At 72.1% G+C, this 14,427-nt stretch carries 17 protein-coding genes; 4 read left to right on the forward strand and 13 right to left on the reverse strand.

Features of this window, described 5'->3' with window-relative positions; genetic code table 11:
- Positions 1-85 precede the first annotated feature (85 nt).
- The 6 genes from HZF19_RS06785 to HZF19_RS06810 all read right to left on the reverse strand — a co-directional run bounded on the left by HZF19_RS06785 (position 86) and on the right by HZF19_RS06810 (position 4,196).
- Positions 86-505 carry a division/cell wall cluster transcriptional repressor MraZ gene (locus HZF19_RS06785; RefSeq protein WP_208028002.1) on the reverse strand — a complete coding sequence of 140 codons (420 nt, stop codon included), beginning with the start codon at positions 503-505 and terminating at the stop codon, positions 86-88.
- 162 nt (positions 506-667) lie between these two features.
- Positions 668-1,336: a lipoyl protein ligase domain-containing protein gene (locus tag HZF19_RS06790; protein ID WP_208028003.1), complete on the reverse strand. Its 669-nt coding sequence runs from the start codon at positions 1,334-1,336 to the stop codon at positions 668-670.
- Positions 1,333-2,388 (reverse strand): o-succinylbenzoate synthase, encoded by a 1,056-nt coding sequence (menC, locus tag HZF19_RS06795; RefSeq protein WP_208028004.1) that lies wholly within the window; start codon positions 2,386-2,388, stop codon positions 1,333-1,335. Before menC ends, HZF19_RS06790 begins: the two co-directional genes overlap by 4 nt.
- 52 nt (positions 2,389-2,440) lie before the next feature.
- Complete coding sequence (locus tag HZF19_RS06800) at positions 2,441-2,950, reverse strand: HNH endonuclease (protein WP_208028005.1); 510 nt, start codon at positions 2,948-2,950, stop codon at positions 2,441-2,443.
- A gap of 42 nt (positions 2,951-2,992) precedes the next feature.
- A complete protein-coding gene (locus HZF19_RS06805; protein ID WP_208028006.1) occupies positions 2,993-3,262 on the reverse strand; it encodes a hypothetical protein in 270 nt (89 codons plus the stop codon).
- 40 nt (positions 3,263-3,302) lie between these two features.
- On the reverse strand, positions 3,303-4,196 hold the full coding sequence (locus HZF19_RS06810; protein ID WP_208028007.1) for an ROK family protein: 894 nt from the start codon (positions 4,194-4,196) through the stop codon (positions 3,303-3,305).
- Positions 4,197-4,322: 126 nt separating this feature from the next.
- Here HZF19_RS06810 and HZF19_RS06815 point away from each other — a divergent pair, with 126 nt between their 5' ends.
- Genes HZF19_RS06815 through HZF19_RS06825 form a run of 3 tightly spaced genes read left to right on the forward strand, consistent with a single transcriptional unit; the run spans position 4,323 to position 8,828 of the window.
- Entirely contained in the window at positions 4,323-5,222 is a 900-nt protein-coding gene (locus HZF19_RS06815) for an AAA family ATPase (protein ID WP_208028046.1), read from the forward strand.
- A gap of 10 nt (positions 5,223-5,232) precedes the next feature.
- Positions 5,233-6,507 (forward strand): DUF58 domain-containing protein, encoded by a 1,275-nt coding sequence (locus HZF19_RS06820; protein ID WP_208028008.1) that lies wholly within the window; start codon positions 5,233-5,235, stop codon positions 6,505-6,507.
- Positions 6,504-8,828, forward strand: a complete 2,325-nt coding sequence (locus HZF19_RS06825; protein WP_208028009.1) for a transglutaminase TgpA family protein — start codon at positions 6,504-6,506, stop codon at positions 8,826-8,828. Before HZF19_RS06820 ends, HZF19_RS06825 begins: the two co-directional genes overlap by 4 nt.
- Before the next feature lie 11 nt (positions 8,829-8,839).
- Here HZF19_RS06825 and HZF19_RS06830 read toward each other — a convergent pair whose 3' ends face one another.
- From HZF19_RS06830 to HZF19_RS06860, 7 genes are all read right to left on the reverse strand, one after another.
- Entirely contained in the window at positions 8,840-9,214 is a 375-nt protein-coding gene (locus HZF19_RS06830) for a DUF3040 domain-containing protein (RefSeq protein ID WP_208028010.1), read from the reverse strand.
- A 124-nt stretch (positions 9,215-9,338) separates the two neighbouring features.
- A complete protein-coding gene (locus HZF19_RS06835) occupies positions 9,339-9,773 on the reverse strand; it encodes a CBS domain-containing protein (protein ID WP_208028011.1) in 435 nt (144 codons plus the stop codon).
- 88 nt (positions 9,774-9,861) lie between these two features.
- A complete protein-coding gene (locus HZF19_RS06840; protein ID WP_208028012.1) occupies positions 9,862-10,347 on the reverse strand; it encodes an NUDIX hydrolase in 486 nt (161 codons plus the stop codon).
- Between the two features lie 49 nt (positions 10,348-10,396).
- Positions 10,397-11,704 carry a right-handed parallel beta-helix repeat-containing protein gene (locus HZF19_RS06845; RefSeq protein WP_208028013.1) on the reverse strand — a complete coding sequence of 436 codons (1,308 nt, stop codon included), beginning with the start codon at positions 11,702-11,704 and terminating at the stop codon, positions 10,397-10,399.
- 31 nt (positions 11,705-11,735) lie between these two features.
- Positions 11,736-12,176 carry a cupredoxin domain-containing protein gene (locus tag HZF19_RS06850; RefSeq protein WP_208028014.1) on the reverse strand — a complete coding sequence of 147 codons (441 nt, stop codon included), beginning with the start codon at positions 12,174-12,176 and terminating at the stop codon, positions 11,736-11,738.
- Positions 12,177-12,194: 18 nt separating this feature from the next.
- Positions 12,195-13,136: a helix-turn-helix domain-containing protein gene (locus HZF19_RS06855; protein ID WP_208028015.1), complete on the reverse strand. Its 942-nt coding sequence runs from the start codon at positions 13,134-13,136 to the stop codon at positions 12,195-12,197.
- Positions 13,137-13,228: 92 nt separating this feature from the next.
- A complete protein-coding gene (locus HZF19_RS06860) occupies positions 13,229-13,987 on the reverse strand; it encodes a polyprenol monophosphomannose synthase (RefSeq protein ID WP_307781159.1) in 759 nt (252 codons plus the stop codon).
- Positions 13,988-14,076: 89 nt separating this feature from the next.
- On the opposite strand from HZF19_RS06860, the gene HZF19_RS06865 reads away from it, so the two are divergent.
- Complete coding sequence (locus tag HZF19_RS06865) at positions 14,077-14,418, forward strand: hypothetical protein (RefSeq protein WP_208028017.1); 342 nt, start codon at positions 14,077-14,079, stop codon at positions 14,416-14,418.
- Positions 14,419-14,427 lie beyond the last annotated feature (9 nt).

Consider the following 14,427-nt stretch of genomic DNA (forward strand, 5'->3'; position numbering starts at 1 on the left):
GGTCGTTCGGGTCGATCCTTTCCGTGCGGGGTCCTGGTTCGTTTCCTCTTCTCGGTGTCGTCGATGGTGGCTCCGCATCGCCGCCTCACAGGCCGAGGGCACGGACGGCCTGGCTCAGGCTGCCGTCGGCCTGGTTCGCGACCTCGGACCAGCGGGACGCGTCCCAGATCTCGATCCGGTCGATCGCGCCGATGACCACCGCGTCGCGGCTGAGGCCGGCGAAGTCCCGCAACCGCTGAGGGATGGTGATGCGCCCTTGAGCGTCGGGACGCACCTCGTGGGCATTGGCCGCGAAGGCCCGCAGAGCCTCCTGTGGTGCCAGGCCGTCGCGGATCTTGTCCTTGAGGCGGCCGGACACCTCCCGGAAGCCCTCCTCGGTCCACAGGCCGAGACAGGCGTCGAACTGGGACAGGAAGCCCTTGTCGGCGAGGTGGCTGCGGAACGTCGACGGCAGCACGATGCGGCCCTTCTCGTCGAGCGAGTGCTCAAACGTTCCGACGAACACGCTGCCTTCCCCGCTGCCCTCATGTGGATCCGTCCCCCTTCGGGACTCCCCTACACCCCACTGCAGCCCACTTTATGACACTTTGCCCCACCGGTCAACCAGCGCGCGCCACGGTCATTCGCCAGGGGATGGCGCCGGATCGGGACGGCGACGAAGGTCGGGTCAGCGAGGGAGGGCCGCGAGGAGGGCCTCGACGAGCTCGTCCGGCCCGGACCCGACGGTACCCACCTCGATGCGATCGAGCGCGGCCGCGTCGGCCGGATCGCTCAGGGCCGGGGCCAGCAGCTCCCGGTACCAGCTCGCCCGCCAATGCCGGTGGATGAGGCACTGGAACCGCGCCCCGGCGCGGGTCCGCCGCTGGGAGAGACCGACCAGCTTCGCCTCACCGGCCACCACCTCGCCGGGCGCCAGCCCGCCGAAGCACACCGTCCGCCCGAGCCTGGTGCGACAGCGCGGGTCGTCATCCACCACCGCGCCGTGGACCCCGAGGGACGCCAGGGCTCCGACCCACGCCGCGCCGAGCCAGCCGAACGAGGCGCCGACATCGTCGTCCCAGAGCGGGTCTCCAGCGGGCAACAGTACGTCGACCCAGACGTGCTCCGACGGAACGAGCAACACCGCTCCGCCACCGCTGCGCCGCCGGACCACCGCCACCTCCATCTGCCGCGCCGAGCTGCGGTCCACGACACCGTCGTGCTGGGTGCTGCCGAGCACCAGCGCGGGACCGGTGGTCTCGAGCACCCAGACCGCCCGGCCGGAAGACGGGTCGAGGTCCTGCCTGTGGAGCGCGCCAGCGTCGCCGGCGAGGCGCTCGAGCGCCCAACCCGTCATGGGCGCAGTACCGCGTGGTCGACCCTGAACGACGCCAGCCGTTCGGGCAGCGGCGCGACCCCGATCCCCTCACCGCCGGGCACCGGGATGCGCCCGCCGCACACCTCGATGGGTTCGGTGAGGTCCTGCACGAAGTACCGGCTCGAGGGGCCGAGGTCCGTGGGCAGCGAGCACCCTGGCAAGCTGGCCACCGCCAGCGCGGCCGCCCGCCCCACCCCCGTCTCGAGCATGCCCCCCACGAAGGCGTCCACGCCCAGGCCGGCGGCCGCCTCGCACACCTCGCAAGCTGCTCCGATCCCGCCCAGTCGCGCCGGCTTGACGTTGAGGACCCGAGCCGCACCCGTCTGCACCGCTCGGCGGGCCGCCTCGACCGAGCCGATGCTCTCGTCGAGCGCGATCGGCGTGGCGGCGCGTGCCCCAAGCTCGGCCGCCAGGTCGAGGCGGCCGGCAGGAAAGGGTTGTTCCAGGTACGCCAACCCGAGCGAGTCGACCGCTGCGGCCGGGAACGCGGCCCCGCCATCGTCGTAGGACCCGTTGGCATCGGCGGCGAGCGACACCTGTGGGAAGTGCTCACGCACCGCGCGCAGCGGCTCGACGTCCCAGCCAGGCCGGATCTTCAGCTTCAGGTGACGGTACCCGTCGGCCACCCGGGCCGAAGCGGCTGCCAACAGCTCGTCGAGGCTGGGAACCAGACCGATGACGGCGCAGGTCTCGACCCATGAGCGGCTCCCGCCCAGGCGAGCCGCGAGGGACTCGTGCCGGGAGCGGCAGTCGAGGTCTGCCAGCGCGGTGTCCACCGCCGCGCTGGCCATCGGCCGTGACGGGTCACGCCACGATCCCCCGGCGAGCAGCGCCGGGACGATCTCCCCGCGCAGCGCGTCCCAGGAAGCGGTGCCGATCTCGGCGGCATAGCCGGGTGCACCCAGCGACGAGCATTCCCCCCAGCCCGTAACCCCGTCTTCGGCGACCAGCTTCACGATGGTGACCTCACGCACGGTCTCGGTCCCGTGAGCCGAGGTGAACGGGGTGCGCAGCGGGAGGCGGACCAGCATCAGCTCTGCCCGGGCAACCCGACGGTACCCGGGTGCTGGTCCGCCCATGCGCTCAGGCGGGGATGGCCCCGGCGAGGCCGAGGTAGCGGGTCCAGTCAGCCGGCATGCGCGGCACGGCGACCGCCACCCAACTCATCGGCGATGGCACCTGGGGGCGGCGCCGCAGGCGCATCGAGGTCTCCTCGAGGAGTCGATCGCGCTTCGCGCTGTTGCAGCGACCGCACGCGGCCACCACGTTCTCCCAGGCGTGGCTGCCGCCGCGGCTGCGGGGCACGACGTGGTCGATGCTGTCAGCCTTGCGGCCGCAGTACTGGCACACGCCGCCGTCGCGCAGGAAGACCCCGCGCCGGCTGAGGGCCGCGACCCTGCGGTACGGCACCCGGACGTAGCTGCGCAGCCGCACCACGCTCGGGACGGCGACGACCAGCCGCTCGGAGCGCATCACGTCGCCGGACTCGTGGATGACCTCCGCCTTCTCGCTCAACACCAGCACGACCGCGCGCCGTACCGGGACCACCGACAACGGCTCGTAGGAGGCGTTGAGCACGAGCGCCCGGCTCATGCCGGGGCAGGGTACCCAATCAGCAGGCGGCGTGGCGGGCCACTACGGGTCGAGCCGGCGCCAGGACCGGCACCAGTGCAGGTAGGCGACCACGTCGCGTGGTTCGGGCTCCCGGTCGGGATCGCCGTACGCGGTCTGGAGCCGGAAGCGCAGATACGACCGGTCCGGCAACGGCAGGTACGGACGGGCCGCCCACCAGCGGGGGCGGGCCAACACGAACACCTGCCGGAGTGCCGTCGGCCACAGGGACGGGTGACGGGCCACCGCCAGCGTGGCGCGCAGGACCCATCGGGTGCTCGGCCCGTCGCCCATACCGAGGACCCTACCGGTGCTCACGCCTGGACGGGCCAGCTCAGCGGACCACCACACCGATGTCGTGGCCGATGCCCGCCCACCCGACCGCCGCGGCCCCGACGAGCGGGCCGGCGTCCCCGAGGCCCGCGGGCACGATCCGTGCCCCAGCCGCGAAGGCGAGTCGCGCCCGCCGGTCGAGCTCGGCCTGCGCGGCGGCGAAGAACGGGGCGCCGTAGCCGAGGGCCACCGAACCGGCGACCACCGCCAGCCGTAGGTCCAGCAGGTTGGCGACCGAGGCGACGGCGCGGCCCACGTGGGTGCCGGCGCGGGCGATCACCTCGGGGCTCGCCTCGGACGCCGGCCGGCCGGTGATCCTGGCGATGGCGGTGCCCGACGCTTCGGCCTCGAGGCAACCGCGCGCCCCGCACGGGCAGCGGTGACCGTCCGGCTCGACGTTCACGTGACCGATGTGGCCCGCGTTCCCCTGCTCACCACCGAGGAGCCGCCCTTCGAGCACGATGCCACCACCGACCCCCGTGGACACCACCATCCCCACGAAGTTCCCGACCCCCGACGCCACCCCCCGCCATCCTTCGGCGAGCGCCAGCGCCTTCGCGTCGTTGTCGATCCGCACGTCGAGGCCGGTCAGCTCCGACAGGCGCTCCCGCAACGGGAACTCACGCCACACCGGGATGTTCAGCGGCGACACCGTGACGCCCCCGGGGGCCATGGGACCACCACAGCCGACGCCGCAGACGCGCACGTCATAACCGGTGTCCCGCCAGCCGAGACGGTCGAGCAGGCACACCAGCGCCTCGAAGAGCGCCTCCGGGCCGGCATGCCCAGCGGTGGCCATCTGCTCCCGGCAGAGGATCGCTCCGTCACCGTCGACCAGCCCCACGGCGATCTTCGTGCCCCCGATGTCGATCGCCAGCGCCGCCGGTCCCGTCATCGCCGCGACGGTAGCTGCCGCCTAACCTGAGATCTGAGCACACGACCCCCAGGAGCGACGTTGGCGACACAGGAGACCGCCCGCACGGCCACCTTCGCCGAGCTGTTCGAGGCCATCTCGGCGAACATGCAGCAGGCCATCCAGGGCAAGGCGGACGTGGTGGACCTGGTGCTGCTCTGCCTGGTCTCGGAGGGTCACCTGCTCATCGAGGACGTGCCCGGGGTGGGCAAGACCAGCCTGGCCAAGGCGCTGGCCCGCTCCATCGACTGCTCCTTCGGGCGGGTGCAGTTCACGCCGGACCTGCTGCCCTCCGACGTCGTCGGGGTCACCGTCTGGAACCGGTCGGACAGCCGGTTCGAGTTCCGGCCCGGCCCGATCTTCGCCTCCATCGTGCTCGGTGACGAGATCAACCGGGCCTCACCCAAGACCCAGTCCGCGATGCTCGAAGCCATGGCCGAGGGGCAGGTCACGGTGGACAACGTCACCTACCCGCTCGGTCCACCGTTCATGGTCATCGCCACCCAGAACCCGATCGAGCACGAGGGCACCTACCCGCTGCCCGAGAGCCAGCTCGACCGGTTCCTCATGCGGGTATCGGTCGGCTACCCGAGCCGCGAGGCCGAGCTCGAGGTCCTCGACACCCACGGCGACCACAACCCGCTCGACCACGTCGGGCCGGTCGCCACCCGGCACGACGTCGAAGCCATGATCGATGCGGTGCGCACGGTGCACGTGGCACCGAGCATCAAGGCCTACCTGGTCGAGCTGGCCGATGCATCCCGCCGCCACCACCACCTGGCCCTCGGCATGTCACCCCGGGCCACGCTCAGCCTCCAGCGCGTGGCCCGGGCCCGAGCGCTGGCGGGCGGCCGCGCGTACGTCGTCCCCGACGATGTGAAGGCCCTCGCCGAGCCCGTACTGGCCCACCGCCTGCTGGTCACCCCGGAGGCACAGCTGCAAGGCATCAGCTCGGCCGACGCCTTGGCCGAGCTGCTGGCCCACGTCCCCGTCCCGACGAGCGGCTGAGCTCCTACCGATGCTCACCCGCCGCGGCTGGCTCACCCTGCTCGCAGCGGGGCTCAGTGCCGCCGCCGGCCGTTTGTCGGGCGCCGAGGAGCTCTACGTGCTCGCTGCGATGCTGGCCTGCCTGGTCGCGGGCGCCGCCGTCTACGCCAGGCTCACCCCTCTGGCCATCGAGGTCACCCGGGAGCTGCATCCCTCGCGGGTGCACGCCGGCTCGGCCAGCCGGGTCGACCTCGTGGTCACCAACCGAGGTCGGAGGCGCTCGCCGCTGCTCGACCTGCACGACGCCGTATCCGGCACCCGCGGTGCGAACCTCGTCGTGCCGCCACTGCCCCCCACGGGCGCGGCACGCGCCGCCTATCGGCTCCCGACGAAGCGGCGGGGCATCCTCACCATCGGGCCTCTCCAGGCCGTGCTCTCGGACCCATTCGGGCTCACCGCGATCACCACCCAGGCCTCCGAGGTCACCCAGCTCACCGTGTATCCCCACGTGGACCAGATCACGCCGGTCCCTCAGACCACCGGCAACGACCCGATGGCGGGCGCCGAGCACCCGAACGCGCTCGGCCGCGGCGGCGAGGACTTCTACGCGCTGCGGCCCTACGTCGTCGGCGACGACCTGCGGCGGGTGCACTGGCCATCGACCGCTCGCCACGACGAGCTGATGGTCCGCCAGGACGAGCTGCCCTGGCAGGGACGGGCCACGGTGCTGCTCGACGTGCGGAGCGCGACCAACACCGCCGAGTCGCTCGAGCTGGTGGTGTCGGCCGCGGCCAGCATCATCAGCGCCAGCAGCGGGCGCCAGGACCTCGTGCGGCTGCTGTCCACCGACGGTAGCGATTCGGGCTTCGCCGCAGGGCATGCGCACGTGGAGTCGATGCTCGAGTACCTCGCCGGTGTCGAGATGACCAACGAGGCGAACTACCGCCGGGTCCTCGACCGCCTGGCGCGCTCGTCGGGCGGCGGGGCGCTGGTGGTGGTGGTCGCGCTGGCCCCACCCGAGGACCTCGACCGCCTCACCCGCCTCCGGGGTCGCTTCGGCTCCCTCACCATCGTGAGCTTCGAACCGTCATCGTGGGGTGGCACCGGGCCGGACAGCCGCCCGGCGCTGCTCCCTCGATCCGGCACCACCCTGGTCCGGGTCAGCCCGGACCAGTCCTTCGCCGAGACCTGGAACCGCGCCGTGCGCCCCCGGCGTCAGGAGCCGGGTCGGTGGCGTGCCACCGGGCGCGGCCGCGCCGGTGAGGACCCCGACCGGTGGGCCCGGCACGAGCGGGTCCTACGGTGAGTGCCCCGACCAGCCGCCCGGCCCACCTGCCGCTCGCGGAGCTCGCGCTCGCCGGTGTCACCCTGGCAGTGATCTTCGGCTTCGCTCGGCTGTTCCAGGGCTGGTCGTTCTCCTGGCCGCTCGTGGCCGTGGGCGCGTACGCGCACCTCGCCACGATGGCCTTGCGCCGCCGGGGTGCGGGGGTCGCGACCTCGGCTGTCGTCTCGCTCGCCGGGTTCCTCCTCCTCGCCGGAGCGATCTGGTTCACCGAGACCACGACCTTCCTGCTCCCCACCACCCGCACGGTGGACGTGGTGTCAGCGGAGCTGCGCGAGTCCTGGGCGGCGTTCCAGCAGCTCACCGCCCCGGTGCCCGGGCGCAGCGGCTTCCTGCTGGCGTGCGGCCTGGCGATCTTCGTAGCCGTGTTCCTCGCGGACTGGGCCGCGTTCCGGCTGTGGTCCCCCATCGAGGCGATCGTGCCGGCGACCACCCTCTTCGTGTTCGGGACGCTGCTCGGCGCCGATCAGCAGCGGACCACCAGCGCAGTCGCCTTCGGCTTCGCCGTACTGCTGTTCGTGCTGGCCCACCGGGTCGCCCGGCTCGAGCGGCGGGCGGGCTGGGTCACCAGCGACGATGACCGCAGCAGCCGGTGGCTCCTACGCTCCGGCGGGGCCCTGGCCGCGGCCGCGGTCGTGGCCGGGGTGGTGATCGGGCCGCGCCTGCCCGGGGCGACCGCCCCGGCGCTCATCGACTGGCGGGCGGGCGATGGCGGGCCGTCATCCCGCGTCACCGTCAGCCCCCTGGTCGACATCCGCCAGCGGCTGGTCGACCAGCATGACCTCGTCGTGTTCGCCGTCGAAGCGGATCGCAAGGCGTACTGGCGGCTGACGTCCCTCGACACGTTCGACGGCCAGATCTGGCGCTCAGGGGGCCGCTACCGCGAAGCGAGCGGTGACCTGCCGGCACAGCTCCCGGCGGAGGTGACCTCCGCCCCGGTGCGGCAGCGGTTCTCCATCCTCGGGCTGTCGGCGCTCTGGCTGCCCGCCGCCTACCAGCCGGTGGCCGTCGACGCCGAGGCCCGCGTGCGCTACCAACCGGACTCGGCCACCCTCATCGTCGACACCGCCTATCCCAGCTCGGACGATCTCCGCTACGAGGTGGTCTCGGAGATCCCCGAGCCCACACCGGAGCAGCTCGACCGGCCCGCTGAGCCGATCCCGGCGGAGCTCGCGGGGTACCTCGAGCTGCCCAGCGGGTTCAGCCGGAAGGCGCAGCGACTCGCCAGCGAGGCAGTCGCCACGGCCGGTGCCACCACGCCCTACCAGCAGGCGATGGCCCTGCAGGCGTTCTTCCGTGAAGAAGGCGTCTTCGCCACCGACGACCACCGATTCGTCTACGACCTCTCCCCCGCACCGGGCCACGGCGACGACGCGATCGACGCGTTCCTCGACAGCGGCCGGGGCTACTGCGAGCAGTTCGCAGGCACCTACGCCGCCATGGCCCGCTCCGTCGGTCTACCGGCGCGCGTCGCGGTGGGGTTCACCTGGGGCGAGCAGGATCCGTCGAACCCGAACCTCTACCTCGTCCGGGGTCGCTTCGCCCACGCCTGGCCCGAGGTGTGGCTCGGCGAGCAGGTGGGGTGGGTCGCTTTCGAGCCGACCCCGGGCCGGGGAGCGCCGGGGATGGACTATGCCGGGATCCGGCCGGCGCAAGCGGACGGGGAGCGCTCGGAGCCCACCACCTCCACGACCGCGCCGGTCGCCACCACCGACCCCACCACCCCGCAGGTGAGCCAGCCCGGCGATCGGCTCTCACCCGAGGACCTGGCGGCGCTCCAGCAGCCGGGCTCCTCCAAATCGCCGAGCCCCTCCGACCCGTCGCCGTGGACCGAGCCTCTCGCCTACGCCAGGCACCAGCCCGTCCGGGCCGCGCTGGCCCTAGCCGTGCTCACCGGGCTGTACGCCATCGGGATGGCCGGCGCGGCGGCACTGCGACGGCGGTGGCGGCGAGCCGCAGCTCGCGACCCCAATGCGCGGGTGCGGCTGGCGTGGCGGGACCTCACCGTGCACCTGCGCCGCCTCGGCATCGTCCGCCGACCAGCGGAGACCGCGAACGAGTTCGCAACCCGCGCCGCCGCGGCACTCCCCGAACACGCCACCGCGATCGTCGCGCTGGCTGCGGACGCCGATGCCGCCACGTTCTCCACCCTCGCCCTCGACCAGTCGCACCCCGAGCGCGCCGAGCTGCTCGTGGCGGAGCTTGCCCGCACGGTCTCCCGGCGTTTGCCCCGGCACCGGCTCCTGCTCGACCGGCTCGACCCCCGGCTAGCGCTGCGCTCCTGACGCGGCAGGGCTCAGTCGTCGCGGCGGAAGCGATCGCGCATGCGGTGGTTGGCGTTGCCGAACACGTCACGCAGGCCGGTCGCTCGCATCGACTGGGTGATCTGCTGCAAGCCGGCCTTCCCCATGCGCCTGGCGTTGCGTTCGATGGCCAGCGCGGACACCAGCATCACGACGAACCCGGCGAACGCCAGCAGGAAATGGGTGGCGAGGGTGAGCACCAGCATCAACGTCCCAGCGACGAAGCCGAGCACCGCCCACTTCAGGTTCCGAGCGGCGTGGGTGTAGACCGTGGTGTCCGCGATGTCGCGGGCCAGAGCGGGATCGCTCTCGTAGAGCTGCTGCTCGATCTCGCTGAGGATCCGCTGCTCGTCCTCGGAAAGCGGCACCGCTTCCACCCCCCTTCCATGCTCAGACCGGGGCTCCGGTGTCGGGCAATCTTCCCACAGGTTCGGGGGAGCCTCAACGCGGAACCCCCGTGACCTCTCCCTGCCGCAGGCGGCGTTGGCGCTGCTACCGCCCGCTATGGATGTAGTCGTGCAGGGCCCGGGCCTCCGTCTGCAGCTCGTCGACCCGCCGGCTGACCACGTCACCGATGCTCACGATCCCGACCAGCTCGCCGCCCTCCACCACCGGGAGGTGACGGAACCGGCCCTCGGTCATGACGGCCATGAGCGAGTCGACCGTGTCATCGAGCCGGCAGGTGTGGACCCCGCTCGTCATGAGCGACGACACAGGCTGCTCGAGCGAGGCAGGCCCCTCCTCGGCCACCCCCCGGACGATGTCCCGCTCGGAAAGGATGCCCCGGATCGTCCGGCCGTCGTCGGACACCACGAGTGCGCCGATGCCGTGCCGGGACAGCTCCCGGGCTGCCTCCCTGACGGGCGCCCCGCTCGGGATGGTGGCAACCCAGCGACCCTTCCGGTGCAGGATGTTGCGGACCAGCATGCGAGTCACCCCCCGTGCTCGCCGGACCTCTCAGGTCCAGTGTGCCAGCTCTGTCCACTCCCCGCTCAGGTCATCGCCGGGCCGGTGATCACCGTCTCGTGACCACCAGTGAGTGCGGATCGGTGCCGCGCACCTGGTACCCGAAGGTGCGGGTGTCCGGCCAGCGCTCCTCGATCCACGCCCCGAGCGGTTCCACCACCCACCGGTGTCCACCCCGGAGGCGCTCGCCGCAGGCGAGCGGGTCCACGAAGCAGGCATCCACCACGATCCCGTCGGGGTCGTCCACCCGTAGCTCCCCCTCGTACTCGGCGGCGAGCCACGCCTCCACTCGGAGGCGCCAGCCGAGGCCGGGCGCTTCGGCGTCGACCGCGTAGCGAGGCCCCACCCACCGGGTGACCGAGAGGCCGGTCTCCTCCGCAACCTCCCGGGTCAGGCCGGCCAGCAGCTCCTCGCCTTCGTCGATCACCCCGCCGGGGGGTGTCCAGTCGAGCCACCCGTTGCGGCGCCGGTTGCACACCAGCAGCAACCCCCCGGGGCCCTCGATCAGCGCGCCACCGACCAGCCACTCACGCACGGCCTGCATTGTGCCCGCTCGAGCCCGCCGATGCGCCCGAGCGCTGTGCTCAGCCCTTGCCCGGTGGTAGGGCGATCGCCTCCACGTCGACGTCGATCACGAGATCGGTGGCGGGTCGGGCCGGGGCCGTCGCCGCATCGGGCATGTTCGGTTGCGGGGGCGGGGCGACCACGCTCTTGTAGTCGACGCCGGGAGGACCCATCGCCAGCTTGTCGAGGTCGATGTCCGGCAGGTCCTTGCCGCCGGGCGCACCGCAGGGCGCGACCTGCTCGATGTCGGCGGGGAAGCTGGTGAGGAAGTCGTTGTCGGCGAAGCAGTTCCCCTGGACCCCCTGGCCCGAGTCGGCGAGCCAGAGCACCAGGTCACCGATGCCGGTCGCTCCCCGGGCGATGTTCCCGACCACGCGGTTGCCGATGGCCTCGAACGGCGGCAGCCCGGGGTCGCGGAAGGGCCACAGGATCACCGCGATGTTGCCGCGGAGGTTCCCTTCGACCCGGTTCTTGGTGACCAGGTTCTCGACGCCCCCCGTGATGATGATGCCGGTGCCCGACGCCAGCCGGTAGGTGTCGTTGTTGATCGGCACCTCCGGGTTGTTGTTGTCGTGGACGTAGTTGCCGGCGATCACCATGTGGCCCTGTGGGGCGAGCTTCTCGCCGTCCTGGCTGTTCGGCACGATGCCGATCATGTTGTTCCGCCACTCGGAGTCGATCAGGTACAGGTTGGTGCTGGAGTTGGTGCCGGAGTAGCCGAGCATGTTGTTCTCGGCCAGCACGTCACGGATGATCGCGTCGCAGGGGTTGCACTGCCCGATGTAGAAGGCCGAATCCGGGTGCCCGGACCCGTAGGAGTGCTCGATGATCCCGAGCCGGGCGTTGAACGCGTAGATCCCGTAGTCGCCGTTGTTGTACGCGGTCACGTAGCTCGCCCGATACCCCGTGAGCACGTAGTCGCTGTCGTAGTCGCCGGTGAAGAACAAGCCGTTGCCGGTGTTGTTCCGGACGGTGAGGTTCTCGACCGCCACACCGTCGGCGAACACCTTGATCCCGTTGTCACGGGTGAACTCACCGTCGATGATCACCTCGTTGCGGTCCAGGCCCCGGATCACGATGTCCTCGGTCTGCACCACCACCCCTTCGCGGTAGACCCCCGGTGAGATCAGCACCAGGTCGCCCGGCTGCGCGGCGTCCACCGCAGCCTGGATCGTGGGGTAGTCCTGGGGTACCCGCAGCACCGCTCCGCTGGCAGCCGGCTCGGAGGTGCCGGTGCTCCCTCCGGTCGAGCCCGATGAGCAGCCCAGTGCCAGCAGTGCCACGGCCAGCACGGCCGCCAACGCCGACAGATGCGTCCTGTTCCTCATGGTTACCCACCCCCGTGTCGTGCGCGGGACACTACAGGCCGTCGTCCCCCACCACGATGACCCCCCGCTGGCCGCGGGTCGCGGTGCCGTGGATCGAGCAGTAGTAGCGGTACACGCCCGGCGCGGAGAAGGTGCGGCTGGCACTGGCCTTCGGATCGAGCGACCCGGTCGGGACCGGTTCGAAGCGACCCTCCTCCGCGGGCATGACGTTGTGGGTGTTCAGGCCGGTGTTGGTCCAGGTCACGGTGGAGCCAGGATCGATCCGCACGGCGCGAGGTTCGAAGACGTTGTCGGAGACCTCGATGGTCACGTCCGCCTCGCCCCGACGATCGAGGGCGCGGTCCACGGCCAGATCGCCCCCGCCAGGGGCCGCGGTCCCCGCGCTGCGCTCCTCGCCGCCGTCGGCGCCACACCCGGCGAGCACGGCGGCGGCGACGATGACCACGAGCAGGTGACGGGACCGCCGGAGCACGGGCGGATCGTACCGGGGCTAGGGCTGCTGGTCGGTGTTCTCGATGGTCTGCGCCTCGCCGAGGCGCACCTCGCCCGGCTTCAGGTCCCCGACGGGCCCCTCCTGGACCAGCCACGTGGTGGTGGTCGCGGACTCCGGGGCGGTGGGCTCAGGCGAAGCGGCAGTGGCGGGTTGCCGAGGCCCCTGGCGGACCGATCCGTCGGGGTCGCGCTCGGCGACCTGCGGCACGCCGAGGTTGACCGCCCCGGGCGGCAGTTGGTCGACCGGGATGCCTTCCCCGATCACCACCACCGGCGGCTCCTGGGACAGCGGGACCGGCTCTGCGGCCGGGCCGACCTCCACGGTGGGATCGCTCGGAGGGTCGCTGGCGACGGCTCGAACCACGAGCAGTCCGCCGGCGGCAGTAGCGGCTAGTGCCACGCCGATGGCCGGGAGGAGCAAGCGCGAACGGAGACCTCGAACTCGCTCGCGGACCGCGCCGTCGGCGTCGACCATCAGGTCGTGCAGGCGGCGCTCGACCTCGGGTCGAGCCAGCTCGAGCGCCCGTGAGAGCACCGCGATGTCGGCTTCTCGCAGGACGAGTGGGGTTCCGGGCACCGCGTGGCGCAGCGTGTAGACGAGCGAGAGGTAGGTGGCGAGCACCTCGTCGGCGGTCGGCGCCTCCCCGGCCAGGGTTCGCACCTGGCCTCCCGCCGCGAGCTGGTGATCGGACAGATCGACGACGAGTTCGCCTCGCTGCGGGACGAGCGTGGACTCGTCGATGCCGTAGGCCCGCAGCACCTCGCCGACCTCCGCTTCGGTGAGGGACCGCTCCCCTGCTTCCACCCGTGCGAGCTCACCGGGGCTGAACGGGGAGCGCTCCGCCACGTCGGCGAGCGTCACCGCGCGCTGCTGGCGGGTCGCGCGGAGCAGGGCGCCGAGGCGCTCGGGCGGGATGACGGAGAGCGTCGAGGCGGTCACGGCCTCAGTATGTGCCACGGCAGCCGCCCACGGAAGCCTTAAGCCGTGGGGCCTTCGTCAGATTCTCGACCGCAGATCACGCTTCGTGATCTTCAAACCGCTGAGGGTGCGTCTCGCCTTCGGAGGAGCCGGGCCAGCGGCCGGAGCATGCGATCCCGCAACGCCCACCACGTCACAAGCAGCAAGGCCTCGAACACGATCCGCGAGGACATCTTCGAGGTGCCGCGCTGGCGGTCACCGAAGGTGATCGGAACCTCCACGATGCGCCCGCCGTTGCGCATGACCTGGTAGGCCATCTCGATCTGGAAGCCGTACCCGTCGGCCTTGATCGAGTCCAGGTCGATCCGGGCCAGGGCATCGGCCCCGTAGGCCCGGAACCCCGCCGTCGAGTCGCGCACCGGCATCCCGAGCACGATCGAGGCGTACCGGTTGCCCCCCTGGGAGATGAAGCGTCGGGACCACGTCCAGCCCGGCACCTGACCGCCGGGGACGTACCGGGAGCCGATGGCGAGGTCGGCGCCGTCATGGACCGTGTGGATCAGCGCCGGGAGCATCGCCGGGTCGTGCTGCAGGTCGGAGTCCATCTCGACCATCACGCCGTAGCCGTGCTCCAACCCGTAGCGGAACCCGGCCCGGTACGCGGAGCCGAGCCCCTGCTTCCCCGCCCGCCGCATGACCGACACCCCTCCGTGCTCCGAACCCCACCCCTCGGCCAGATCCGCGGTGCCGTCGGGACTGCCGTCGTCGACCACCAGCACGTCCGCGTCGGGGACGGCGGCACGTACGAGGTCCAGCACCTCGACGATGTTCTCGGCTTCGTTGTAGGTCGGCAGGACGACGAGCGACTTCACGCACCAAACCTTACGGCCCACCGTCGCGGGCGGCGGGTCATCCGCCGGCGATTCCCGCGCCGACCGGGCCCGACCCTACGATCGGTACCGTGGACCCGGCACCGGCCGAGCGCGATCCCCTCCCGCCGAGCACCCCGCCGGCTCCCACCGCCCTGCCCTCGGTGGCGGCGCGGGTCGTCGCCTTCGTCGTGATCCTCCTCGCCGGGGCAGCCGGCGGGTTCATCGGCTACGCGTTCACCGACCTGCAGTGCCAGGGCGACTGCACGCTCCAGACCGGCCTCGGCGCGCTGGTCGGCGCGGCGCTGGCCGCGGGCGGGACCGCGGTGGTCACCGTGCTCGCACTGCGAGCCATGGGCGAGTGGCGGACCATCCAGGCACGCGAAGCCGCCGCGGCCGAACAACCCGCACCCCGCCCACCCCGCGTGCGCTGAGGCCGGGCG

Origin of the sequence: Rhabdothermincola sediminis (assembly GCF_014805525.1) — a bacterium.
In the GTDB taxonomy this organism is placed as follows: Bacteria; Actinomycetota; Acidimicrobiia; order Acidimicrobiales; family Acidimicrobilacustridaceae; genus Rhabdothermincola; species Rhabdothermincola sediminis.

Bases quoted from the DNA above. Each gene is read 5' to 3' on its own strand.
- HZF19_RS06805 (WP_208028006.1), bottom strand. From the start codon at position 3,262: ATGGGCGACGGGCCGAGCACCCGATGGGTCCTGCGCGCCACGCTGGCG.
- HZF19_RS06820 (WP_208028008.1), top strand. From the start codon at position 5,233: ATGCTCACCCGCCGCGGCTGGCTCACCCTGCTCGCAGCGGGGCTCAGT.
- HZF19_RS06790 (WP_208028003.1), bottom strand. From the start codon at position 1,336: ATGACGGGTTGGGCGCTCGAGCGCCTCGCCGGCGACGCTGGCGCGCTC.
- HZF19_RS06810 (WP_208028007.1), bottom strand. From the start codon at position 4,196: ATGACGGGACCGGCGGCGCTGGCGATCGACATCGGGGGCACGAAGATC.
- HZF19_RS06845 (WP_208028013.1), bottom strand. From the start codon at position 11,704: ATGAGGAACAGGACGCATCTGTCGGCGTTGGCGGCCGTGCTGGCCGTG.
- HZF19_RS06815 (WP_208028046.1), top strand. From the start codon at position 4,323: ATGCAGCAGGCCATCCAGGGCAAGGCGGACGTGGTGGACCTGGTGCTG.
- menC (WP_208028004.1), bottom strand. From the start codon at position 2,388: ATGCTGGTCCGCCTCCCGCTGCGCACCCCGTTCACCTCGGCTCACGGG.
- HZF19_RS06835 (WP_208028011.1), bottom strand. From the start codon at position 9,773: ATGCTGGTCCGCAACATCCTGCACCGGAAGGGTCGCTGGGTTGCCACC.
- HZF19_RS06800 (WP_208028005.1), bottom strand. From the start codon at position 2,950: ATGAGCCGGGCGCTCGTGCTCAACGCCTCCTACGAGCCGTTGTCGGTG.